This is a genomic window from Alistipes finegoldii DSM 17242 (assembly GCF_000265365.1).
GTDB classification, from domain to species: Bacteria; Bacteroidota; Bacteroidia; order Bacteroidales; family Rikenellaceae; genus Alistipes; species Alistipes finegoldii.
This window is the reverse complement of sequence record NC_018011.1, coordinates 3,633,896-3,657,561: the sequence shown is the minus strand read 5'-3', so window position 1 is coordinate 3,657,561 and position 23,666 is coordinate 3,633,896. Positions and strand designations below refer to the sequence as shown.

Here is a 23,666-nt window from a genome sequence, read left to right as displayed (position 1 = left end):
ATGGCGAAGAAAGTATTGATCCTCTCCTCCAGCCCGCGGCGCGGGGGCAACTCGGATCTGTTGTGCGACCGTTTCATGGCCGGGGCGCAGCAGGCCGGACACGACGTGGAGAAGATTTTCCTCCGGGATAAGAAGATAAATTACTGCACGGGCTGCGGCGTATGTTACGGCGGGGCGAAGCCCTGTCCGCAGCGGGACGATGCGGCCGAGGTGGTCGGCAAGATGATCGGCGCGGAGGTGATCGTGATGGCTACGCCGGTTTACTTCTATACGCTCTGCGCGCAGATGAAGACCCTGATCGACCGCACCTGCGCCCGCTATACGGAGATGGGCGGCAAGGAGTTTTACTTCATCCTGACGGCCGCCGAAGAGAGCGTTGAGATGATGGAGCGCACCGTGGAGTGTTTCCGCGGATTTCTCGACTGTCTCGACGACCCCGAAGAGCGGGGTGTCGTTTACGGCGTCGGAGCTTGGCAGGCGGGTGAAATCGAAGGAATGCCTGCGATGGACGAAGTCTATGAGCTGGGCCGCCGGGTGTAAACCTAAAATAGAGAACAAAATGAAACGGATTGTTTTGATAGCGATTATGACGATGTTCTTACCCGATATGAATACACAGGCGCAGACCGCATCCGGCACGAAGGTGCTGGTGGCCTATTTCTCCCACAGCGGCAATACGCGCGCCATGGCGCGGCAGATCGCCGAAGCGACGGGCGGCGATCTTTTCGAGATCGTTCCGGCCGCGGCCTACCCCGCCGAATACGGAGCCGTCGTGGATCAGGCCAAGAAAGAGATCGGCGGCGGCGTCCGCCCTGCGCTGAAAGGCCGGCTGCCCGATGTCGGGGCGTACGACGTGATTTTCGTCGGCTCGCCCTGTTGGTGGTCCACGGTCGCGCCGCCGGTGGCGACGTTCCTCGCGGACTGCGACTGGGCGGGCAAGACCGTCGTGCCGTTTATGACCCACGAAGGCAGCCGCATGGGCCGCAGCGAAGAGGATATTCGGAAACTTTGTGCGGGCGCTACCCTGCTCGGCGGGCTTCCCCTACGCGGCGGGGCCGTGAAAGACTCGCGGGACGTCGTGCGGAAGTGGGTTCAGGGATTGAATCTGACAAAATAAACTATACCAGATGTTGCGAAAAATCAGAATCGCGGCCGCGGCCGTTTTCTTTACGATGATTACGCTGCTCTTCCTCGATTTCACGGGGACGCTGCATGCGTGGTTCGGCTGGATGGCCAGAGTGCAGTTGCTGCCCGCTGTTTTGGCGGTCAATGTCGCCGTCGTTGCGGCGCTCTTGGTGTTGACGCTGTTGTTCGGACGGGTCTACTGTTCGGTGATCTGCCCGCTGGGCGTCTTTCAGGACGTCGCTTCGTGGGCGGGCGGCAAACGGCGCAAAAACCGTTTTACCTATTCCCGTGCCTTGCCGTGGCTGCGTTACGGCATGCTGGCGCTGTTCGTTGCGGTGATGGTCGCCCATATCAAGCCCGTCGCCGAACTGCTGGCGCCTTAGCGTTCCGGGTGGATAATGTTGCAGGAAAGCGGCGTGAAATTGCGCAATTTCAGCCGGTTATTCGTATCTTTGGGGTGCAATTACGAAATCCCGCAATGAGGAAGCTTTATTTTCTGTTCATGCTCCTGCCGGCGTTGTCTTGGAGTGTCGCCCTGAGGGCGCAGCGGCTCGGCGTCGAGGTCACGCCTGCGTGTCCGACGGTATTTCAGGAGTTCGAGGTGGCATACACGGCGGACCGTGAGATCGAGTCGATCGCGCCGCCGCGCTGGGGTGCTCTGACGCTGGTCCGCGAACTGGGACAGTCGCACGGCTCGCAGCTGTCGATCGTGAACGGCGTCCGGACCGACTCCGAACTCTTCTCTTACCGCTACCGGGTCCGTTCGCGCGTGAGCGGCGAGGTCTTCGTGCCGGGAACGACGGCCGTCGTCGGCGGTCGCGAATGTTGTTTTGAGCGGAAAAGGATTACGGTGCTTCCCGATTCGGCGCATTGCGAGCCGCAGTGCCGGCTGGAACCGGATTCGGCGGCTATGGCGGCCATGGGCGGCTGTATCGTCCGGCTGGTCTGCGATCGCAAGCCCGACAAGGCCGATCCGGTGCTGGTGCTGGACGATACGGAGACCTGCACCCCGTTTTCGACCGCTTATTCCAGCAGGAACGGGCGGGAAGAGTGTATTTACCGATACCGGATCGACGTGGACACCCCCGGAAAACATATCCTTACGCCGCGGCTGTCGTTCGGCGGAAAACCGTTCGAAGCCCCCTCTTACGTCGTCTGGCTGAAAGGCGAAGCCGGTCCCGAAGGTACTGAGTCTGCGACGCCCGGCCGGAGGCGGATCGTATATGCTTTTGCGGGCGTGCTTCTTTTTTTGTGGACGGCGATTTTCGTGCGCGATCATGCACCCGCCGCAGGCCGTAACGCCGTCGTTTCCCGCTTCTCGTGGCAGGTGTATTTCGTCGTGGCGGCCGCCCTGCTCTTTATCGGGTTTTGCGGCCTGTTCATCTGCGGTGCCGTCCGGGCGGAGGGAGCATCCCGGCTGCCGGTTTACGGCGTGACGCTCCTGATGCTGTTCTGTGTCTGCTGGCTGGTGTTCGGGGAGCTGAGACGCTCGGCCGTAAGGTTGCGTATCGACGGCGGCACCCTTGCCGTTACATCGTTTGCGGGGCTGGGTTTTACGCGCAGGTACGATCTGAAAAGTTTCGACGCCATCACTTCGATGATACTCGTCAGCCGGGGCGGCGCGTACGAATACCGCTATCTGATGAAGGCCGGCAGGCGCGTCGTCCGCGTCTCCGCGTTCTACCTCAAAAACTATGACGGATTGTGCGAAGCGTTGTCGGAGCACTGCGTTTACAAGGGCCGCCGGCCGATGAATCTCTGGCTCGAAATGAAGGAGATTTTCCGCTGAGCGGACTTGCGCCGCGGTAGACCCTGCGCACCCGGCCGGGACGCGGATACGAAAAAGCCGGACCTTTTCAAAAAGGTCCGGCTTTTCCGTTCGCTGTCGAGGGTCATGCCTCGGCGTCGGTTTTCGAATATTCCGAGAATTCGCAGCCGAAACGCTCTACGAGCATGTTGTCCATCTCGTCGGCCCGCAGTGCGAGTCCGACGATGTTTTTGCGGATTTCGTCTTCCGATTCGTCCGTGATGTCGGCCAGATGGATGCGGTAGGCGATGTAAATCTGCCGGCCTTCGATTCCCAGCTTGTAGGGGCCGAAATCCTCGCTGAGCATATAGTCCAGTACGTTCTCCACCTCCTTCTTCGGCAGCAGGTTGATCGGCGAGGTCGAGAAGAGGTAGTTGCCGTCGTATACGAAGATGCGGATTTCGGAGCTGCCCTTGTGGAAGAGCCACGAGTCGTATCCGTCGCGCGCAAGCACCGGATTGACGCCCATTTCCCGAATTGCGCTTTCGACGAATCCGCCCAGCGGCGAAAGCTCGCGCTCGTCGAAAACGCCTTCGGGCAGCTTGTCGCCGCACGAGGGGCAGAACTCCTCTTCCTCGCAGATCAGCTCCTCGCAGCTGCCGCACTGCACTTGGAATGCCGTGCGGTCCAGCTCGCCGAGCGATTCGAGCAGGCCGTGGAGCGTTTCGACGCGGATGCCGAAGCCCATGTTGTCGGCCTGCGTGAATTTGCTGACCGTCACGCCTACCACCTCTTCCGCGTCGTTCAGGATCGGACCGCCTGAGTTGCCGGGGTTCACCGCGGCGTCGGTCTGGATGTAGTATTTGCCGTCCATCAGCTGTTTGGGCGACGATACCGAACCTTCGGTGATCGTGAAGGGCATGCCGTAGGGGTATCCCGCGACGTATACCTTGCGGCCGATGGTAAGCGAGTCGTCCGCTGCGAGCGTCATTTCGGGCAGCGCCGAGAAGTCGCCTTCGGCGGCCAGCAGGGCGATGTCCAGCGCCGGATTGACCAGCACGACCTTCGCCAGATAGGGATTGCGGTCGTTGTCGTGTACGGCGACGGTGCGGTACCCTTCGACCACATGGTAATTCGTTACGAAAAGATCGTAGTTTTTCAGGTAGAAACAACTGCCGGAGCCGCCTGAGTGGGTTACTTTGAATACCGACTTGTAGATATTGTTATGTTCCATGGATATACGGATTTTGAGCTGTTATTTTTGTTGTCCGAGTGCCTGTTCCATCATTTTCTGCTGGAATTCCTGCGCCAGACGCATGTATTCGGCCATGTCGCCCTTCATCAGCGCCTGTTGCATGGCGGCCTGCATCTGAACGATCTCGCCCTGCATGGCGGCTGCCATCTGCTGTACCTGTTCCACGGCTGCGGCCGCGGCGGCTCCCTGCTCTCCGGTCTCCTCGTCGTCGTCGTCCGTCGTCAGATCGTCGTCCATCACCTTTTCGAGCGCTTCGAACAGAATCTCCGACGCCTCCTCCATCGACTTTCCGGCCGATTTGCGCAGCGCATTGGCGATCACGGCGTTCAGGTCGTCCTGCACGTCGTTGTAGAAGTACATCTCATAGAACTTGTAGAGTATGCGCACCGCGCTCCGTTCGTAGTTCTCCGCTTCGATGGCATCCGCGGCCTCCTTGTAGACCTCCTTGAAATTCTCCTGCACGTTGTTCAGCGACGAGCGGCGTTTGGCCGAAACCAGCGTATCGACGAAATAGAGGTCGCGCGCCAGCTCTTCGCGGGGCATCGCCAGCAGGCGTTCAAGAAACGCCTTGCCTTTGGTCACCAGCTCGGCTACGGGCAGCTCCTTGTCCATGTCATCGACGGCCTTGTCGAGGTCGTTCATCAGCTGGCCCTGCGGCTGGGCGAAATAGGAAATCTTGTAGAGCGCGATGTCGATCACGTTCCATGAGTAGCCGTATTTGCGTTCCGCCTCATACTCCTTCACGGCTTCGAGCGTTTCGCGGCAGGTCTGCCGCACCGCCTCGTGGACCCGCGTCACCTCTTCCTCGGAATAAGGCGTCACCTGCGGTTCGTAACTGCGCTTGGCGCCGAATTTGGCGCAGAATTCATCGTCGTAGCGGTCGCCGATATGGCAGATGTTGCGCAGGATGAAATAAAGCTTGTGCGGATGGCTCTGCGAGAGCGGGCACACGTATTCCATCTTCAGCTTGTCGCCCTCCTTGCGGAAGCGCGGCAGCATCAGCCGGTTGATGTTCAGGTCGGCGACCTGACGCAGCATGGCGACGTGGCCCTTTTCGGGCAGCTCCAGAAAGTCCGCGCTTATGTGCAGCTTCCCCTCCCCGATGCGGATGTTTACCAGAATCGAACCGTGGGGAATATGGAATTCCGTACCTTCGGCGTTGCCGTATTTCGTGCGGAATTCCGGGTTCAGGTGATCGAGCAGCAATCGGAACGCTTCGAGGTGTTTGCCCTCGTTATAGTTGTCGATAGCCTGCTCATAGGCCTCCGTATTGACTTTGCTCTGCGTGGAGTTCAGTACCGGAGCGACGAATGAGTGTGTAGTTTTCATAGTTTTGGTATTATCGGAATGTCCCGGCGGGGCATCGGGATATAAAATTAGAAAAAAAACGGGAAACTTCCCGTTTTTTCGGATCGAAATCTCAATTTTCTTCGATCGTGAGCGTGCCGTCCGGCCCCACGGTCACTTTGGCTTCGTAATATATGTACGAGGTTTTGCCCGCGCTGCTCTCCGTTTCCTTGCCGTCCTCGGTGAAGCGGACGATGAACGAGGTGTGCTGTTGGCCCGGTTTGCGGTTGCGGTTGAATGCGGAATTGCCGGCCGGAACCTCCTCCTCGATTTCGTAGCGGCCTACCGATTTGTAGGAGTGTCCTTCGGGAAGCATCGTTTTGGCTTGGGCGATCTGGGCGGCGATCCGGGCGGGATCGAGTTCCGACAGGTCGATGCCGACGGTCGTTTCGTATTCGGGAGCTTCGAACGTGCTCTGTACGTCGCGCAGGTCGGTAGGCTCCAGACCGTTCATGTAGTAGCTCTGGCTGAATGCCTGATCGTCCTTGTTCACCAGTTTCACCGTCACGAGGAACAGGTTGTCGGAGAGCGTTTCTCCCTCCATGATCGAAAGCGAGTAGATTTTGAATTTGTCGGTGTCCACGCTCTTTTTCGTCAGTTCGATGGCCTTGGCGTAGCTGGCTTCGGCGTCGGTCGGATAACCGGTCAGGGTGGAGCAGGACTGGATCGTTGCGGCAGCGGCGACGGCTGCGGCGAGGAGTCTGATAATTGGGCGCATTGTCATATTCGTTTGAGTTTTGTTTTATACGGTAAGTTTCAGCGGCGCAGGTTTCCGTACGTCGTGTTTGCAGACCGGCCGGAATTTCCGGCCGGCAATGCTATTTGTCGAAAATGGACTTGAACGCGTCGAACGCCTCCGCGTTTTCGAAAAACGCGCCGCGGATGACGTGATGGTCGGCGGGCAGCGAAATTTTGAATTCGTTTTCCTCCTCGTCGAATTTGGTGTATTCCACCTCCGAAAGCAGGAACGACTCGTTGACGACCTCTTTTTTCCGGACGACGGGAATCGTCACCTTGCCGCCCTCCACGGTGATCTCGCCGCCTTGGGCGATGAGTTTGCGGGCCTGCATGATTTCGCGGACCGTGAATGCCAGCAGCGCGAGACCGCCGATCACGAAGATGATCGTGACGGCCGTCGGGCCGAGGATGCGCATGCGGCCGATGCGGATGCCGAAGGGATAGACCAAAGGTACGACGACCATGCCTGCTCCGATGGCCAGCGAGGAGACCGAGCCGCTGAACGGGTTGCTGGGGGTGTAGTTGAATTTCTGCATTTTTTTCTATGAATTTGGGATTAGTAAATCTTGCCGTATGTCTCTCCGGGTCTGCTGCGGGAGCCGGATTGCAGGGCTTGTTTCGTGTGCAAAGTTAAACGCCCCGCGGCTATTTCCGGAGGTTTGCAGGGGGATATCGCAATGTACGGGGCGTTTTTCAACAGACTGACCGCCTGCTGTTTCCATTCGTCGGGGGCGGCAGCCGGGGGTATATTTTACAGCCGCGAGAGGATCTCCTCCAGCGTCGAACCCTTCGCGGAAGCCAGCTTCTCGGTGCGGATGCGCTTCAGCCGTTTTTTCACCGAATCCTTTTCCAGACAGACGACGCTCGCGATTTCGGCCTGCGACAGGTGCATGCGCACCATACAGCAATAGCGGATGTCCTCCTCGTTCAGCGCCGGGAATTGCCCGCGGAGACGGACCGTGAAATTGTCGAATACGGCGTCGGCATGGGTGAAGATCGTCTTCCAGTCTTCGTCCGACATGCGGCATTTCCTGCTCTCCCCGCCCTGCCGGACCTGCGCGATGAAACGGCTGTTGAGCTGGCGGAAAAAGGTCGTGCGCAGGTGTTCCTCCTTGCGCCGCATGGCGTCGAGTTCGTTTTCCTGCCGCAGGATGCGCTTTTGCTGGGCGAATTCCCGCAATTTGGCGCGGTGCCACATGCGCAGTCCCAACCATGCGCCGAGCAGCATGAGCGCCGCGCAAATCAGAATCGTCTCGTAGACGATGCGTTCGCGGTGCTGTTTCTGGCTTTGAAGGGCGGCGTTCTGGGTTTTGAGCTGTTCGTAACGCCAGAGTTTGCGGATATTGAGCACTTCGGCGCTGTGCACCTTCTCGTCGATCGAGTCCTTGAACCGGATGTACTGCTTCAGGGCTTCGAGACTTCTTGCCGCGTCGCCTTTCCCCTCCCATGCGTTCGAGGTGTTGAGCGCCCATAACGCCCGCGAGGTGAGGTGCGTCGTGTCGGCGCACATGCGGCGGGAACTGTCTGTCAGCTCCAGCGCCGTGTCGTAGCGGCCCGTGCGGTTGCAGATGTCGGCCTTGGTGCTCAGCCATGAATACCGGGTCCATGCCGGGGCGTGCCCGAACCCCTTTTCCCAATACTCTTCGGCCTTGCGGTACTCTTTCCGTTTCAGGGCGCTTTCGATCAGCATGGCCCACTTCGGGGAGGTGTTTTCGGTTATGCCCTTCTCTTCGGCGAGCCTGAGCGCCTTGATCGCATAGTATTCCATGCTGTCATAATTGTCCAGCCCCATATAGGCGTGCGCCATGTCGCCGAGCGATATGCACATCCAGTCGTAACGCTCCATGCTGTCGGCGTAGGCGTACGCCTGCTGCGCGTGACGTATCTTCTCCTCGAAGAGATGCTGCTGGCCGCAGAATACGCCGAGCCATGTCTCCACGACGTAATGCCGCCTCCACTCCCCTTTCGGGGGCAGCATGTCGCGGCTTTTGAGCAGCAGCGTCATCGCCACCTCCGGCTGCCGGCGCTGATGGGCGATCTTGGCCGCATAATAATAGGCCTTGTGCGCTGCGGCGAAATCGTCGGTGTGGGTGCGGTAATAGTCGAGGGCTACGTCCGAAAGCGTGTCGTCGATCATGTTCTCCCCCGCGAGCCACCGGGCTTGGGTCAGCACCAGCGCATAATGCGCATAGTTGCGTCGGGAGAGTCTTTTCTCCGGAGCCGGAACGCCCTCCAGCAGCCGTGCGGCGCTGTCAGGGTGCTCCATGACGATCGCTTCGGCGTCGAGCAGAACGCCGGGAACGGGCTGGCAGCCTGCGGCTGAGACGCACAGGAACAGGAGGATGGCGAGGCGGATGCGGTGCATGGTCTGTTTCGTGTTATGTGGCTCAGGGTGTCTGCCGTACCGGCTTTTGCGTGCGCAGGAGATGCTTCGTCAGGAACCTGCGCACCGGTTCGTCGTACAGTTTCAGGCACAGGTATGCCAGCAGCACGGACCCGATGACCAGCGCCGCTGCGCCGGGCAGCGATTGCGCGAAGGTCAGGTTCCCGTTTTTCACCCACGCATAGTACAGATAGATGAACGGATAGTGCACCATGTAGAGCGGATACGATATGTCTCCCATGAATTTGCATATCCTTGCGGTCGTCCTGTCCGTCGTCTTGCCCGACGCTCCGAGGTAGACGAGCAGCGGAAAGGCCAGCGCAAAGCACAATGTGTCGTACAGCCCGTTCATCCAGTAGTTTTCCTCTCCGCCGATTCGCGGCACGGCCAGCAGGACGACGACGCCCAGACTGCATATCCAGAACGCCCCCTTTACCTTCACGGGCCTGAATACGCGCGACATCAGCAGTCCCGCCGAGAACGAGAACAACAGCCTCAGAGACCCTCCGGCTATGTTGTCGCCCGTCAGCGAGAACCCCGCGCATATGTCGCCGTAGGGACCCCATACGGCAAACGCCGCCAGTCCGCATCCGGCGAGCAGCACCAGCGCCGCGAGCGCCTTGGTCGGCAGCCTGCGGATGAACAGCGCATAGAGGATGTTGCCGATATACTCGTAAAACAGCGACCAGCTCGGACCGTTCAGCGGGAACATTTCGGTCACGCCCCGGATCTCCATGCCGGGCGTGGCCGGAATCATGCAGGCGTTCATCAGGGTCGCTGCCAGCAGCATCGTCACCGAGACTTTCGAGACGTCCCATACGGAGCAGCCCTGAAAGTAGAACATGACGGCTCCGATCACCGCGCCGATTACCACCATCGGATGCAGACGGATGAACCGTCGCGTGACAAACTCCCTTACCGTCATTCGTTTCCACCGGTCGTCGTAGGCGTAGCCGATCACGAACCCCGACAGAATGAAGAAGAAATCGACGGCCAGATAGCCGTGGTTGATTCTCTGATCGACGTGACTTGTCGCAAAGGCTTCGAACACGTGAAACCAGACGACCATCAGCGCCGCTACGCCGCGCAATCCGTCGAGTATGTTGTAGTGGGGTTTCGTATCTGCAAATGCCGCCGCAGAGACTTTTGTTTCCGACATGGGTGGTTGTTTTTGCTGTTGTTTGGGGTGAATTGGCTTTTACAGGATGCAAATATACGAAAAGTGCGGTTCAAATCGGTCATGAACCCCACTTTTCATCTCTTCTGCCGTATTTCGCCGGCTTCGCCGCCCGCTTTCGCCGCCCGCTTTGCTGCCCGCTTCCGTCGTCCGTCTCCGCCCGCCCTCTTGCGCCCCTCCCGTTTGCATCCGCGGCCCCGGCGCCTGTTTCCCGGCCGCCCGCTTCGCGTCCCTGCTCTGCGTCCCTGCTCTGCGTCCCTGCTCTGCGTCCCTGCTCTGCGTCCCTGCCCTGCGTTCCGGCCCGGCCCGTTTCCCCGTCGCCTGCTCCGCACTCTACCCTGCCCGTCCCCGCTCAGCTTGCCGGGCTTCGGGTCTCCTCCTCCCCGTCCCGCAGGGCCAGCTGCTCCAGTACCGTCATCACACGGTCCGTCAGGGCCGCCATCGTCCGCTCGTCGTTGTAGCCGGACAATTCCGCGTCCGTGCACCCGTCGGGAAACGCCATCGCCAGCAGTTTGGCGCTCAGCAGTGTCAGGTAGATGAGCGGAATGACCGGCGCCGTGCCCATCCCGTCGCTCCGCACCGTGATCCGCTGCTGCGGAACCGCCAGACGCCCCGGTTTCCGGCCTTTCTCCCCGGCGTTCCAGAGCACGTTTTCCTCGGCCTGCGTGACGTAGAGATTGAACGACGTCTCGTTCACATACTCCGCCCGGTCGGCCCATAGATCGACGCCGCAATCGTCGGCCGACGCTTCGGTCTCGACGCCGCAGTCGGGCATGTCGCACATGATCGCCCGGATGATGATGTTCTTGTCGCTTAGCTCCGCCGACCGCAGTTTGCTCAGCGCCGCGGTGCAGATGCCCACCTGCGTTATGTAATAATGGTTGATGGCCCGCAGGGTCTTCTCGAATTCGGGGTCCTCTTCGTTCATCGCGTGGTTTTGGGTTTGAAAAAGGGGCGGTTCCGACCGAACAAGTGACGCAACTTCACTTTAGGAAGAATTCAATGCGGAGACCGCCCCGGCTGCCAGATTTCAGGGACCGCTTCCGGCGCAATGCCTGCCGGCTGCATCCGGAATGCGGGATTGTATGTGTCGCTCAGAGAACCTTATGACGCCCGCCGCGCCGGATCGTGCGGCGTGAGGGCGTTCCCCCGCTCCCCGGCCCAAAAACGGACGTCCTGCCGCGCAGAACCTTGCGGCAGGAACGTCCGGCCCGTATTGTGCCAGAGCAGTAAAATATAATGGGGATTTTGGGCCTTCGGGTAATTCCGGAATCGGATGCGGCGGGACATTTTCTTCGGTTTTCGTTGGTGTGAATCCGCGCCCCGCAAAGGCATAAAAAAAGCAAGGGACGCGATAACATTCCTTACTGAAGGTATTAGGAGACCCCGAATGAGAAATGTACCGCGCCCTTGCAAGTCCCGTCCTTACGGACGGAACAAAACAAGGGCTGGCAACATTTATACCTCATTCTCGAAAAGTTCCTAATTTTTCAGTAAGGCATAAAGAGTTGCTGCTCTCTATATGTTATGTCCGTCGGCTATGCCGAATTATACAATTGCAAAGTTAGCATAATTTCTGCATACATTAAAGTTTGGTCTACAAATATAAACAAAAAAACGAATTTCCCCTTTATGGGGTAATGAAAAAGATTGAAATGGTGATTTTTTTGTAAAAAATTCAGCGAACTGAAACCGACAAATCCCATATTAGTAAATTTGGTCGCTCAACGAATGCGTGAAATTCGGGAACAGCATGACCATACACAAGAGTATTTATCCAATAATACTCACTTAAAGATATGGGATTATGAAAGTGAACAAAAATTCCCCTCATTAGGATCGATTTCTAAATTCTGCGAATTTTACGATATTTCTTTGGAAGATTTTTTTGCGGGAATGACCTATCCAAAAGGACAAAAGAAATAATGTGATTGCAAAAATAATAACCGGGCATCGGAGCAGTTTATAACTCTGATGCCCGGCTTGTTTTATCCGCCGTTTTGCTTGTTATGGCAAACATTCTGCCCGTCTTCCGTATTTTTCGAAAAAAAGAAAATGGTTGATAATCGACTGATTATCAACCATTTACGAGAGCGGAAAACGGGACTCGGACCCGCGACCTCAACCTTGGCAAGGTTGCGCTCTACCAACTGAGCTATTTCCGCATGGCGTGTTTCGCAATTGCGAGTGCAAAGGTAAACAAAAAATCCGAAACTCCAAATTTTTTCTGCGGGTTCTGCGGATTTTTTATTGCGAAACCGGCCTGAATGCCCTTATCTGAACACCCGGATGCGTTCGTCCAGCGGTTTGAACGTCTTTTCGCCCGGCTCGCCCGCCGGAGTGCCGAACGGCATCTGCGCTATCAGCCTCCACTCTTCGGGCAGACTCCAGCGTTTGCGTACCTCGTTGTCGATCAGTGGGTTGTAATGTTGCAACGACGCGCCGAACCCAGCGTCTTCGAGCATCGTCCATATCGCCAGCTGGTGCATGGCCGAGGTCTGTTCGGACCAGACGGGGAAATTGCCGGCGTAACCCGGAAATTTCTGCTGCAGGTCGCGGACGACGTTCGTATCTTCGAAGAAGAGCACCGTGCCGTATCCCGCCGCGAAACTGCGCTCGATTTTCTCCTCGGTGCGTGCGAACGCATCTTCGGGAACGATCGCCCGCAGCGTGCGCTTCACGATTTTCCACAACTCCTCGTGGTGTTCGTGCAGCAGCAGCACGGCGCGCGTGGACTGCGAATTGAAGGCCGACGGTACGTGCTTGATTGCGAAGCGTACGATTTCCTCTATTTGTGCGTCTTCGACGGGCGATTCGGGGGCCAGCGCGTAATAACTGCGGCGGTGGCGGAGTGCCTCTTTGAATGTTCTTTCCATAGTCGTGAGTTTTACTTTCCGTATAATACAAATATAGCACAACTTTGGATATTTTATGCGGTTTTCACGATCTTTACGGAAAATAGGATGCGCCTCAGGCAAAAAAATGCAAACGAGTTTTTCTTTTTGCCGTTCGGCTTTCACTATCTTTGTCCCCATGAAAAGCGCAATCGAACTCTTTTCGGCCTTGGGCCGCAGGCTGGCCGACTTCGGCGGCGACGCCCCTACGCAGGAGGTCGCGGAGCGTGCCTGCCGGGCCAACGGCTGGTTCACGCCTGCGGATGTCCGCCGCGCCGTGGCCGCAATCGCCGACGGCATGCTTCGCCGCGACCGGCTCGAAACATGGCTCGCCCCCTACCCCGTTCCGGTCGCCGTGCCGCGCCGCGTGCTGGTCGTCATGGCCGGGAATATTCCGCTGGTCGGCTTCTTCGACTTGTTGTGCGTCTTGGCCGCCGGCCATCGCTGTCTGGTGAAGCCTTCGGCCAAGGACCGGGTGCTGACGGAATACGTCGTCGGGATGCTGCGGGAGCTTGATCCCGAAGTTCCGGTCGGGTTTTGCGACGGCTCGTCGCCGGTCGATGCGGTGATCGCCACGGGCAGCGACAACGCCAACCGCTATTTCCGGACGCAGTACGCCGGAATCCCCGCCCTGCTGCGCGGCAGCCGCCAGTCGGTCGCCGTGCTGTCGGGCCGCGAGACCGAAGCGCAGTTGGAGGGCCTTGCCGACGATATCTGGGCCTATTCGGGGCTTGGGTGCCGCAGCGTGTCGCTGCTTTTCGTTCCGGAGGGGTACGACCTGCGGCTGCGGATGCCTGCGGTGAACGAAAAATACCGGAACAATTACCGCCAGCAAAAAGCCCTGCTGACGATGACGGGCCGTCCTTTCCGGGATCTGGGGAGCGCCGTCGCCGTCGAAGAGCGGGCTTTCCCCGCCGCGCTGAGCCGCATCGCCTGCTCGCGCTACAAAACGCTCGGCGAAGTCGAAGCGTGGCTCGCGCAGCACGACGCCGAACTGCAATGCGTCGTTTCGGAGTGCGTTTCCCACGGCCGCCGCACGGGATTCGGCCGCGCCCAGTTCCCGGCGCTGACCGATTATCCCGACGACCGGGATGTAATTGCGTTTCTCGCGGCGCTGAATTGACAAAAAGTATTATATTTGTATAGAGATATATTCTAAACACCTACAGCTATGTCGATGGTTTTCCGATTCCGGATGTTGAGCGATGAAAACGACAACTTCGTGCGCGATTACGAAGTGTTGTACGACACGACGTTGCTCGAATTTCATGATTTCATTCTGCGTTCGCTCGAATACGAGGAGTGCATGGCGTCCTTCTTCACGGCCGACGACCGCTGGGAGAAACTGCGCGAATTCACGCGGATGGATATGGACGACGGTGCGGAAGACGCCCCGCTGGCGATGGAAAAGGTGACGCTGGGGCAGATCATCCACAACAACCGCGACCGGCTCATCTATCTGTTCGACATCTTCGGCGACCGGGCCTATTTCCTCGAACTGACGGGCAGCTTCGAATCGAAGCCCGGCATCTCCTACCCGCGCGAGATCTATGCGCAGGCCGAAGCCCCCGACCAGTACGATCCGTCCAAGAATGTCGTTTCGGGCGAAGGCTCGATTTTCGACGACGTGATGAGCGAATTCAGCGATTTCGAAGGGGACGACAATTACGACGATGAGTGACAAACGGCTTATCGTCGTCGTGGGACCGACGGGATCGGGCAAGACGGACCTGAGCATCCGCCTTGCGCTCAACTACGACGCCCCGATTCTCTCGACCGATTCGCGGCAGGTCTACCGTGGGCTGCCTATCGGCACGGCCCAGCCTGCGCCCGAACAGTTGCAGGCTGTTGAGCATCATTTTATTGCATCCCATGACATAAATGACAACTTGAACTGCGGCGAATATGAGACGCAGGCGTTGGCGCGTCTCGGCGAACTGTTTGCCGCACACGATTACGTCGTGGCCGTCGGCGGCTCCGGACTCTATGTCCGCGCCTTGTGCGAAGGCATGGACGACCTTCCGCAGGCCGACGAAACCCTGCGGCGGAATCTCGCCGCGCGGCTGGCGTCCGAAGGCGTGGAGAGGCTTGCCGAAGAGCTTCGGACGCTCGATCCGGCCTATTACGCCGAAGTGGACCGCAGCAATCCCGCGCGTGTCGTCCGGGCTTTGGAGGTTTGCCTGCTGACCGGACTGCCCTATTCTCAGCTGCGGACCGGCATGCGCCGCGCGCGCTGGTTCGACATCGTGAAGGTCGGCGTCGATATGCCCCGCGGGGAGCTGTACGACCGTATCAACCGCCGTGTTGACCGGATGCTTGCCGACGGACTCGAAGCCGAAGCGCGCGCCGTGTACCCCTACCGCAGTCTCAATGCCCTGCAAACCGTCGGTTACCGCGAGTTTTTCGACTATTTCGACGGGCGTATTTCGTACGACGAAGCCGTCGAACTCATCAAGCGCAATTCGCGCCGCTATGCCAAGCGCCAGCTGACGTGGTTTCGCCGCGACGGGGAGATCCGCTGGTTCCGGCCCGACGAAACCGACGCGATTATAAGTTACATAGATTTTGGTAAATCGTAAAAAAATCGTACTTTTGCCGACGTCTTTCGCCGAAAGACAGTGGCTCGGATGGTGGAATAGGTAGACACGCCGGACTTAAAATCCTGTGACCAGCAATGGTCGTGCGGGTTCGATTCCCGCTCCGAGTACGCAAAACTCCGGTCAATCGACTGATTGACCGGAGTTTTTTTCTGCCGCGAAGGTGGCTGCACTTCCGGGGCGGACCCGCAAGGTTCGGTATTTGTAGGTAAACGAGAATGCAGAAAAGAGTAAATATCTTGTTTGCAAGTATTTAATTCCCTGTTCTGCATCTGTTCCGAGCAATAAAATTGCAGAATCGGGCAGGTTTGACGGTGAGTTTTGTTACTTATCCGTTACCTGCCCGAAATGCTTTTGTTTGCATTAAGGCGTTTGTTTTCAGTTTGTTGCATCGGATTTCCGCATAACAAATAACTTGACTTAACGTTTAACCCATCCACAAAGTTCAAGTTATTATGCAACGCAGCACTTTCAAAGTCCTTTTCTATGTAAAAAGGCAGTCGGAAAAACACGGTCAGGTTCCCGTTATGGGCCGTATCACCATCAATGGCACGATGTCGCAGTTCAGCAGCAAACTCTCCGTTCGTTCCAGCCTTTGGGATGCCAAAGCCAACAAAGCCTCCGGCAGAAGTCTTGAAGCCCAGCGTCTCAATGAAAAGTTGGAGAACATCAAGACCAATATCGGCAAGCAGTACCAACGTCTCTGCGACCGTGATTCATACGTTACGGCCGAAAAGGTCCGCAACGCTTTCCTCGGTATGGGTGACGACTGCCGCCTGCTGTTGCAGACCTTCGACGAATATCTTGCAGATTTCCGCAAGCGCGTGGGCAAAGACCGCGCTTATTCCAGTTATGAGGACTACTGCAAACGCCGCCGGCGTCTGGCCTCCTTCCTCGAATACGAGTACCGCGTCAAGGACATTGCGTTCAAAGAGCTGAAGCGGGATTTCATCGAAAAGTTTGTGGTCTACCTCTCCTCGGTACAAGGGATGCGCTCCGGGACGATCCATTCTACGCTCAAGAAATTGAAGCTGATGACCTACACGGCGTATAAGAACGGCTGGATTGCCGCCGATCCTTTCGCAGGGTTCTATGTCAAAGCGGAATACGCTGAACGACGTTATCTATCCGCTTCGGAATTGCAGGCCGTGATGGATGTCAGGCTCCCCAATTACCGAACGGGTATCAACCGGGATGCCTTCGTCTTCTGCGCCTTTACGGGTTTGAGCCATGCGGACGTAGTGAAACTCACCCACGCGGACATCCATACGGACGATAACGGAGAGCGGTGGATTATCGACAAACGGCAAAAGACAGGTACGCAGTTCCGTGTTAAGCTCCTTCCCGCCGCTGAAATGCTCTACAAGCGTTATAAGGATACATATCGCACAAGCGAGAAGGTTTTTCCGCTTAAAGGCACTTATAAAACACTGAACATGTCGTTACGTCATGTTGCCAGACATGCCGGTCTGTCGTTCAACCCGACGATCCACATGGCGCGGCATACCTTTGCCACAACGGTCACGCTTACGCAGGGTGTACCTCTGGAAACGGTCTGCAAGATGCTGGGACATAAACGGATCACCACGACCCAAATCTATGCCAAAATCACCAATGACAAGATCGGACAGGATATGGCGGCATTAAGCGAGAAACTCGACAGCGTCTTCAAGGTCGCGCAGTAATGACCTACGATCTTACAGCTAATTCGATTTCCGATCTTGCTTCGTCAATGGCAGGGTAATTTTCGATGTAAGTTTTCCCGCCGGCAGGGAATTTATCGCCGGAGATGGAAATACGCAAGGCCATGCGAATCGCCCGAGGGGCGAGCCTTGCGTATTTCCCTCTTCGGCGTTTTGCTGGTCGCTACCGTCGGAAAAGGCGACATTCTGCGGCTCCTGACGATCCGGTTCTGATGTTCAGCCGCGATCGGCGGATTTCATCCCGTCCTGTGATCTGCCGTCGAAATTCCTCTGCTTTTTCAAAACGGCCGTCTTTTATTTTTCTTTTCATGGAGATAATTCAGCTCGTCGCTATAAATGTCCATGACAAAGCGCAGCATATTGTCGACCAAAGCCGTAAGCCTTGTGCTTTCATTCCCCAACAGGTGGAGGATTTCCGACACTTTGCGCTTGGTTTGCGCACTGACATAAATCGCCGAGCGGTTACGGCAATCTACCGGAGCGAAGAAGGTGCGTTCGAAATCCGGCAGTATGATCTTTTTCCGTCGGAATCCAGCAGGCTCCTTTACAGTAGTCGTTTGGGTGTCGACATTTGTTTTTTCAGCAGTTGGTGCCGATGTGTTTCCCTCGGGAGCGTCCGTATTTTCCTCTTCCGGCTCGGGAATCCTACGGACGACTTTCGAGTCCAAAGGAGCTTGTCCGGCGATCATCTGACGCATCAACTCCTCATCGACTTCGATACGGGGATGCTTCGGAAGGTTTGTTGCAGGTTTGTCAGTTTCTTTTAATGAATCCATGGTACAATGTTTTTGAGATTGAATATTCGTTATACGGTCATAAAGCTCGTGTGTTTGGTTTTATGTTTTAAACCATTCAAAATACCGTTTCCCGTTTCATGCGGTTTATATCGGGATAATGAACGGAATAAGAAAACCGACCTTTCATGCTGCAAGATACAACCGGGTGAAATACCTTGGTTCCGATGTCCGCTCCAGACCGCTCCAGTCCGCACCGATGGATTTTTTTTGCCCTGTCCCGTCCTGAAAAAGGTTTACAGAAAAGAGTAAATCTTATGCAGCAAAAAACGAATTCAGACTTATCACGTCATTATTTATCGCGTCAGTTGCGTCATCTGATTTTACAGGAGTATTTGAGCGGAGTCAAGACGGCTCGCCAACTCTCCGAAGAACATGGTATTCCCATGTCTACGATTCATAAGATGGGTCAGCGGTGGAAAGCGAAAAATAGTTGTAGCTTTGTGAGTACCCCTAATCCTTATCCGATCATGTCCCGCGTTACGAGTGAAGAAGCCAGTGAATTATTATCCGAGAACAAAGCCCTTCGGCGGCGCTTGGAAGAGGCTTTATTACGTCTGGAAGGCTATGAGATCATGGGAGATATCCTCCAAGAAGAATACGGTATCGACCTGCTAAAAAAATCCGCAGCCGGACAGTCCAGCGTCTCAAAGAAAGACACACAGCAATGAGCCTGTCGTTTCTGTGCGGGTTGTTCGGCTATACCCGTCAGGCCTATTATAAACATTTACGGCGTAATAGGGAAGGATCTTTGTCCGACACCCTTCTTTTGGAGCGGGTGGGTTACTACCGGAAACTGATGCCCAGGCTCGGCGGTCGTAAACTGTGGCATTTGCTGCAACAAGACGGATTTCCGGTCAGTCGGGATCGGTTATTTACGCTGCTTTCGGAAAACAATCTTCTGGTCAAACGTCGGAAGAAATACAGCGTTACGACCTGCTCGCGGCACTGGATGCGTAAATATCCGAATCTGATCCGGGGTTTCGACCTCGAGCGGCCGCATCGTTTATGGGTCGGAGATATTACGTACATTTCTTTGAAAGAAGGATTTGCATATCTGGCTTTGATAACGGATGCCTATTCCAAACGGATCGTAGGCTATGATCTGAATACGACATTGGAACGGGACGGAGCGCTCCGTGCACTGAGGATGGCCATAGACCAGACTCCGCAGCAAAAACGGCAAGGGTTAATCCATCATTCGGACAGAGGATGCCAATATTGTTCGAAAGAATATGTGAAATTGCTGACCGATAATGGGATTCGCATCAGCATGACTGAAAAGGGCGATCCGTATGAGAATGCCGTTGCCGAACGGGTGAACGGTATTCTGAAGAGCGAATGGATCGACGAGGAATGTTTTGAAAGTTTTCAGGCAGCAAAAGAACGCATCGACCAGATCGTTATCCTTTACAATTCACTCAGACCTCATGCCAGCTGCGATTGGCTTACGCCCTTGGAAGCGGAACTTAGAACCGGGAAACTCAAACATCATTGGGGCCGAAAGACGGTTGTTCGGAAGGCATATGTAAACTTATATCAGGACAATATTTTTTGAACCAAAATGTTTATCTTTAATTATCAATCACTGTAAACCTTTTTCAGGACGGGACACCCCGAAACGGTTGTAATATTGCACCGGGAACCGACCCGGCTCCGGAAGCCGCAACGGAGGATTTTCGAAACTTTGGTCAGAGATTCTCCGGCGCGGATTTTTGTTATCGCCAGATAACAGCGAGGTGTACCTTTGTCCGACAAACTGCGTTTTGTCCGACAAAGGTCCTCGCTCTGCGAGGCCGGGGCCGCTCCCAAGTCGCGCCCCTTTTTCAAGCTATATATGGATACCAACCGAAAACAGACCGACAAGAAGCCCCGAACGCCGAGTTATAAATACTCGTTTCGGCTTAACGAGGAGCAAAACATCCGCTTCAACGAACTGCTCTGCAAAGCCGGATCGGAGCATAACCGCAGCCGTTTTATCGTCAAAAGAATCTTCGCCGAGGAGTTTGTCGTCATCAAACGCGACCCGTCGAAGACGCAGTTTATTGCCCGGCTGAACGAGTTTTATTTTCAATTTCAGAAACTGGCCAATAACTGTGCGCCCGTCAAGGCGATATAATAAATATAGCGATGGCAAGCTATTAGGTAAGTGTTCTTTGCAAATAACCTATCATCAACCGACTTATCTGAGAGGGAAACCGGACAGGGAGTGTAGCATGTCGGGGTAAACCATAAGTCAGTCAGTTATCGGACTGCGACTGAATGGGGTGATGAAAGACAGATATGAGGATAAAATCCGGATTGATTGAATGACAGCCTGAGCGGTACCTGCCGAAACTGTGACGTTAGGGTAACTATACTCGTCATATCGTGATACTCTCATTGTGGTAGTTGTACAGAGAGAGCAAGAACTTATCACGACGCAACTGCAATAAGCAGTAAAAGGCGGACGTCATATCCGACAATCTGTCGTGCCATAGTTATTATATCGTAAACGGGGATTACCTAAACCGGAATGCCGTAAGGCTATTGGACGAAGGTCTATGAATATCCGGTATGGTAACGGAGCCGCCGTAGTAGTCCGCGCGGGGGAAAGCCTCGTACAAGGCGAAGGGCGGCAGCTAATATTCATTAATACGATTAACGGAAAATGCGAGAGGCATTATGAGAAGTCCCGCAAGAGTATTAAACAGTCTGACAAAGCATAGTCAAACCACGGAATACAGGTTTGAGAGGCTTTATCGTATTCTTTTCAATGAGGAAATGTATTATCTGGCTTATCAGCGAATATATGCCAAGCCGGGTAATATGACACAAGGTGCAGACGGAGAAACCATCGACCGTATGAGCCTTCCCCGCATTGAGAAACTGATCCTTTCGTTGAAAGACGAAAGCTACTCTCCCCAGCCATCGAGAAGAGTACACATCCCGAAGAAAAACGGAAAGACACGACCTCTCGGCGTACCCTCTTTCGACGACAAACTGGTGCAGGAGGTAGTACGAATGGTACTGGAAGCTATTTACGAAGGTCACTTTGAAGATACTTCGCACGGCTTCCGTCCGCATCGCAGCTGCCACACCGCATTGAATGCCGTACAGAAGACTTTTACGGGTAAGAAGTGGTTCATCGAAGGAGATATAAAAGGTTTCTTCGACAATGTCAATCATGATATTCTGATCGACATCTTGAAGGAACGTATCTCCGACGAACGATCCATACGGCTTATCCGGAAGTTCCTCAGGGCGGGTTATCTGGAACAATGGCGATTTCATGGAACGTACAGCGGCATGCCGCAAGGCGGAATTATCAGTCCGGTACTGGCGAACATTTACTTGGACAAGCTGGATAAGTACATGAAAGAATATGCCACCGGATTCGACAGGGGTAACAGGGTAAGAGCGTGCCGTGAATACGAAGCTCTCACTTACCAAAAGAGGCTGGTTATGCGTGAACTCAAAACAGCGACAAATGATGTAGAAAGAAAAGTGCTCGTCAAACGGCTCAAAGAGATAGACAAAACCCGATCCGCGATGCCGTGCTTCGACCCTATGGACGGAAACTTCAAGAGGCTTAAATATGTGAGGTATGCCGACGACTTCCTCATTGGAATTATCGTAAGTAAAGTAAAGATCAAGGACGATATAAAGCGTTTCCTTGCAGACAGACTGGCATTGGAACTATCGGACGAGAAAACGCTCGTCACTCATACTGAAAAGCCTGCAAAATTCCTCGGATATGAGGTGACTGTCCGCAAGTCGAACCTGCAAAAACGGAACAAACGGGGAAGCCTGTCCCGTGTGTATGGAAACAAGGTCAGATTAAAGGTGACGACCGAAGTAATAAAGAAAAAATTGCTGGAACTCGGCGTGCTGAAATTCAGCTATCATAACGGGCACGAGCAATGGATTCCCAAACACCGGTCGGAACTTATCAATAATGACGACCTTGAAATCCTTGACAGTTACAATGCCGAGATCAGAGGGTTTTACAACTATTACTCGATAGCTAACAACGCTTCTGAACTGAACACTTTTCACTACATCATGCAGTACAGTATGTACAAAACCTTTGCCGGGAAATACCGAACCACAGTAAGACGAATTTGCCGGAAATACAAACGCAACGGAGTCTTTACAGTCGGGTATACGGTAAAAAACGGCAAAGCAAAAGAACGTCGCCTATACAATGAAGGGTTCAAAAGAAAAAGACCTTCCTATGATCGGTCGGTTGACAGATGCCCGAATCCAATGCCCGGCGTCAGCACCACAAGCCTTATAGATAGGCTGAAAGCTCAGAAATGTGAGTTGTGCGGTGCTACGGATAATCTGGTTATGCACCATGTGCGTAAACTCGGAGAACTGAAAGGCAAGGAGAATTGGGAAAAACTGATGATTGCCAGACGGCGTAAGACTATGGCCGTTTGCGGAAGCTGTCATCAAAAGATACATCATGGAACGTTTTAGACTGACAATATTAGCGGAGAGCCGGATACGCTGGAAGATGTACGTCCGGTTCGGAGGCGAGTATTGGGAAACCTATCTTGGAAATAAGACAAGGCGCCGGGTACTTAGCCTGCATAATCAGGTCGTAAAGGTCGTCAATTCGCACTTTTCCAACGTCACGATTCCGCATCAGATCGCCGCATTGGAACAGCGCATGAGGGAATTGAAAGCCTTTAGTATCAAGATACTGAACCTTGCCAAACAAGCTAAGGAATGGTTGCGAATATAAGATCGCGCCCCTCGCCCAGTGGAGCGTTGTATTATAACAAGGAGAAAGTGGATAAGGATGAAGCCGAAGTGCTCCTCTGGCAGAAGATGCTCGAACCGTTCGATAAACACGGGCGAATGGATATCGACGCTTGTATGGATAGTTTCCGGCCATACCTCGAAGCCAACCGCAGAACGACCAATACGGTATTCCATGTTTTACTGAATCCTTCGCCCGAAGACAAACTGACAGGCGAACAGTTACGGGAAACCGCCAAGGAGTATATGGAACGTATGGGATATGGAGATCAACCTTATATTGTTTTCAAGCATAATGACATTTCCAGAGAGCATCTCCATCTGGTATCGTTGCGTGTCGATGAGAACGGACATAAGCTGTCGCATGATTTCGAAACAGAATAACGGAGAGCAACGGCAAAGAATCGGGACTGTGGCTTTTCCGCGGTTCCGTTTTTTGCGCAGCGGGACATTATAAGATCTTCGACATCAACCTGCGGCAGCATTTCTATTCGCCGGAGGTGGTCCACGACTCGCTCTGCCGCAGCAATATTCTGAAAACAAACGACGAGGAGTTGACCGTCGTAAGCCGGATGTTCGGCATACAGGCGCAGTGCCGCGACCTGCTCGAAAAATACGGACTCCGTACCGTGATACTCACCTGCGGCGCCGTCGGAAGCCATGTATTCACTCCGGACGGCATGTCGTACGTCGCCACGCCGCACGTCGAAGTGGCCGACGGTGTCGGCGCGGGGGATTCGTTCACGGCGCAGATCAGAAAGGAATAGGCGGCGGTCAGTTGACCGCCGCTTGTTCTGATGAAACACCCGGAGACTTTCGTTTGCAATAACGTTCGCACTGCCCGGCGATGTCGTAGCCGAGCATCGCGCCGAGCATGAAATCCTCCTCGGCGGAGAGTTCGTTGAGCGGCTTGTGGATGAATGTCGCCACGGTCTCCAGACACATGCGGTTGCCGAAGTAAAGATTCACCTTGCTGTCGGTCACCGACTGAATCCGGTAAGCGATACCCAGCCTTTCCAGCCGCTCGGAGAGCAGAGAAGCGCAGGTGCGGCACATCGTGCAGAGCACCAGACTCCGTACACCTTTCTGGAACTCGTAAATCTGGTGCAGGAACAGCTTCATCGAATCGTAACGGCTGAACTCCTCGGCGCTCATCG

The 23,666-nt window shown here is 55.1% G+C and carries 23 protein-coding genes, 2 tRNA genes and 3 pseudogenes; 17 read left to right on the top strand and 11 right to left on the bottom strand.

The genetic code is table 11. The features are described from left to right. The 4 genes and pseudogenes from ALFI_RS15785 to ALFI_RS15770 all read left to right on the top strand — a co-directional run bounded on the left by ALFI_RS15785 (position 1) and on the right by ALFI_RS15770 (position 2,914). Positions 1–540 (top strand): flavodoxin family protein, encoded by a 540-nt coding sequence (locus ALFI_RS15785; RefSeq protein ID WP_009598263.1) that lies wholly within the window; start codon positions 1–3, stop codon positions 538–540. 19 nt (positions 541–559) lie between these two features. Continuing rightward, positions 560–1,117 carry a flavodoxin gene (locus tag ALFI_RS15780; RefSeq protein ID WP_009598160.1) on the top strand — a complete coding sequence of 186 codons (558 nt, stop codon included), beginning with the start codon at positions 560–562 and terminating at the stop codon, positions 1,115–1,117. A 10-nt stretch (positions 1,118–1,127) separates the two neighbouring features. Further along, positions 1,128–1,505, top strand: a pseudogene (locus ALFI_RS15775) (4Fe-4S binding protein); the annotation flags it as partial. A gap of 98 nt (positions 1,506–1,603) precedes the next feature. Continuing rightward, positions 1,604–2,914: a hypothetical protein gene (locus ALFI_RS15770; protein WP_014776551.1), complete on the top strand. Its 1,311-nt coding sequence runs from the start codon at positions 1,604–1,606 to the stop codon at positions 2,912–2,914. 103 nt (positions 2,915–3,017) lie between these two features. On the opposite strand, the gene ALFI_RS15765 is transcribed toward ALFI_RS15770, so the two are convergent. The 7 genes from ALFI_RS15765 to ALFI_RS15735 all read right to left on the bottom strand — a co-directional run bounded on the left by ALFI_RS15765 (position 3,018) and on the right by ALFI_RS15735 (position 10,700). Then, positions 3,018–4,106, bottom strand: a complete 1,089-nt coding sequence (locus ALFI_RS15765; RefSeq protein ID WP_014776550.1) for a serine protease — start codon at positions 4,104–4,106, stop codon at positions 3,018–3,020. A 21-nt stretch (positions 4,107–4,127) separates the two neighbouring features. After that, positions 4,128–5,456: a hypothetical protein gene (locus ALFI_RS15760; RefSeq protein ID WP_014776549.1), complete on the bottom strand. Its 1,329-nt coding sequence runs from the start codon at positions 5,454–5,456 to the stop codon at positions 4,128–4,130. 91 nt (positions 5,457–5,547) lie between these two features. Next, positions 5,548–6,192, bottom strand: coding sequence for a hypothetical protein (locus ALFI_RS15755; RefSeq protein ID WP_009598194.1), 645 nt, complete (start codon positions 6,190–6,192; stop codon positions 5,548–5,550). A 100-nt stretch (positions 6,193–6,292) separates the two neighbouring features. After that, a complete protein-coding gene (locus ALFI_RS15750) occupies positions 6,293–6,748 on the bottom strand; it encodes a hypothetical protein (RefSeq protein ID WP_009598148.1) in 456 nt (151 codons plus the stop codon). Between the two features lie 215 nt (positions 6,749–6,963). Beyond that, positions 6,964–8,577: a hypothetical protein gene (locus ALFI_RS15745; protein ID WP_014776547.1), complete on the bottom strand. Its 1,614-nt coding sequence runs from the start codon at positions 8,575–8,577 to the stop codon at positions 6,964–6,966. A 22-nt stretch (positions 8,578–8,599) separates the two neighbouring features. Further along, positions 8,600–9,754 (bottom strand): acyltransferase family protein, encoded by a 1,155-nt coding sequence (locus ALFI_RS15740; protein WP_014776546.1) that lies wholly within the window; start codon positions 9,752–9,754, stop codon positions 8,600–8,602. A gap of 370 nt (positions 9,755–10,124) precedes the next feature. After that, a complete protein-coding gene (locus ALFI_RS15735) occupies positions 10,125–10,700 on the bottom strand; it encodes a hypothetical protein (protein WP_014776545.1) in 576 nt (191 codons plus the stop codon). 803 nt (positions 10,701–11,503) lie between these two features. On the opposite strand from ALFI_RS15735, the gene ALFI_RS16755 reads away from it, so the two are divergent. Further along, complete coding sequence (locus tag ALFI_RS16755) at positions 11,504–11,698, top strand: helix-turn-helix domain-containing protein (protein WP_009598271.1); 195 nt, start codon at positions 11,504–11,506, stop codon at positions 11,696–11,698. Positions 11,699–11,864: 166 nt separating this feature from the next. Here the strand turns inward: ALFI_RS16755 and ALFI_RS15730 are convergent. Then, positions 11,865–11,937 (bottom strand) — tRNA-Gly (locus tag ALFI_RS15730). Positions 11,938–12,045: 108 nt separating this feature from the next. Next, entirely contained in the window at positions 12,046–12,648 is a 603-nt protein-coding gene (locus tag ALFI_RS15725) for a nitroreductase family protein (RefSeq protein WP_014776542.1), read from the bottom strand. 157 nt (positions 12,649–12,805) lie between these two features. Between ALFI_RS15725 and ALFI_RS15720 the strand changes: the two genes are divergently transcribed. From ALFI_RS15720 to ALFI_RS15700, 5 genes are all read left to right on the top strand, one after another. Beyond that, a complete protein-coding gene (locus ALFI_RS15720) occupies positions 12,806–13,789 on the top strand; it encodes an acyl-CoA reductase (protein WP_042494220.1) in 984 nt (327 codons plus the stop codon). A 48-nt stretch (positions 13,790–13,837) separates the two neighbouring features. Then, entirely contained in the window at positions 13,838–14,347 is a 510-nt protein-coding gene (locus ALFI_RS15715) for an IS1096 element passenger TnpR family protein (RefSeq protein WP_009598246.1), read from the top strand. Further along, positions 14,340–15,245, top strand: a complete 906-nt coding sequence (gene miaA, locus ALFI_RS15710; protein WP_014776540.1) for a tRNA (adenosine(37)-N6)-dimethylallyltransferase MiaA — start codon at positions 14,340–14,342, stop codon at positions 15,243–15,245. The genes ALFI_RS15715 and miaA overlap by 8 nt, the downstream gene beginning before the upstream one ends. A gap of 42 nt (positions 15,246–15,287) precedes the next feature. Next, positions 15,288–15,373, top strand: a tRNA-Leu gene (locus ALFI_RS15705). 345 nt (positions 15,374–15,718) lie between these two features. After that, positions 15,719–16,948, top strand: coding sequence for a site-specific integrase (locus ALFI_RS15700; protein ID WP_014776539.1), 1,230 nt, complete (start codon positions 15,719–15,721; stop codon positions 16,946–16,948). 296 nt (positions 16,949–17,244) lie between these two features. Here ALFI_RS15700 and ALFI_RS15695 read toward each other — a convergent pair whose 3' ends face one another. Further along, positions 17,245–17,742: a DUF3408 domain-containing protein gene (locus ALFI_RS15695; protein ID WP_014774946.1), complete on the bottom strand. Its 498-nt coding sequence runs from the start codon at positions 17,740–17,742 to the stop codon at positions 17,245–17,247. Between the two features lie 185 nt (positions 17,743–17,927). On the opposite strand from ALFI_RS15695, the gene ALFI_RS15690 reads away from it, so the two are divergent. The 7 genes and pseudogenes from ALFI_RS15690 to ALFI_RS15660 form a co-directional block, all read left to right on the top strand. Then, positions 17,928–18,431, top strand: coding sequence for a hypothetical protein (locus tag ALFI_RS15690; protein WP_081488122.1), 504 nt, complete (start codon positions 17,928–17,930; stop codon positions 18,429–18,431). Next, the gene (locus ALFI_RS15685) at positions 18,428–19,318 is read left to right on the top strand and encodes an IS3 family transposase (RefSeq protein ID WP_014774758.1); all 891 of its coding nucleotides are present in this window, start codon (positions 18,428–18,430) and stop codon (positions 19,316–19,318) included. The genes ALFI_RS15690 and ALFI_RS15685 overlap by 4 nt, the downstream gene beginning before the upstream one ends. Before the next feature lie 279 nt (positions 19,319–19,597). Further along, positions 19,598–19,855 (top strand): annotated as a pseudogene (locus ALFI_RS15680) (plasmid mobilization protein); the annotation flags it as partial. Between the two features lie 569 nt (positions 19,856–20,424). Continuing rightward, positions 20,425–22,224, top strand: coding sequence for a reverse transcriptase/maturase family protein (locus ALFI_RS15675; protein ID WP_014776537.1), 1,800 nt, complete (start codon positions 20,425–20,427; stop codon positions 22,222–22,224). Then, a complete protein-coding gene (locus ALFI_RS17585; protein WP_244264985.1) occupies positions 22,211–22,492 on the top strand; it encodes a plasmid mobilization protein in 282 nt (93 codons plus the stop codon). The genes ALFI_RS15675 and ALFI_RS17585 overlap by 14 nt, the downstream gene beginning before the upstream one ends. Before the next feature lie 47 nt (positions 22,493–22,539). Further along, complete coding sequence (locus ALFI_RS15665; protein ID WP_227042824.1) at positions 22,540–22,893, top strand: relaxase/mobilization nuclease domain-containing protein; 354 nt, start codon at positions 22,540–22,542, stop codon at positions 22,891–22,893. 62 nt (positions 22,894–22,955) lie between these two features. Then, positions 22,956–23,258 (top strand): annotated as a pseudogene (locus ALFI_RS15660) (PfkB family carbohydrate kinase); the annotation flags it as partial. Positions 23,259–23,283: 25 nt separating this feature from the next. Here the strand turns inward: ALFI_RS15660 and ALFI_RS15655 are convergent. Further along, positions 23,284–23,664, bottom strand: coding sequence for a DUF2023 family protein (locus ALFI_RS15655; protein ID WP_009597722.1), 381 nt, complete (start codon positions 23,662–23,664; stop codon positions 23,284–23,286). Positions 23,665–23,666: the final 2 nt, after the last annotated feature.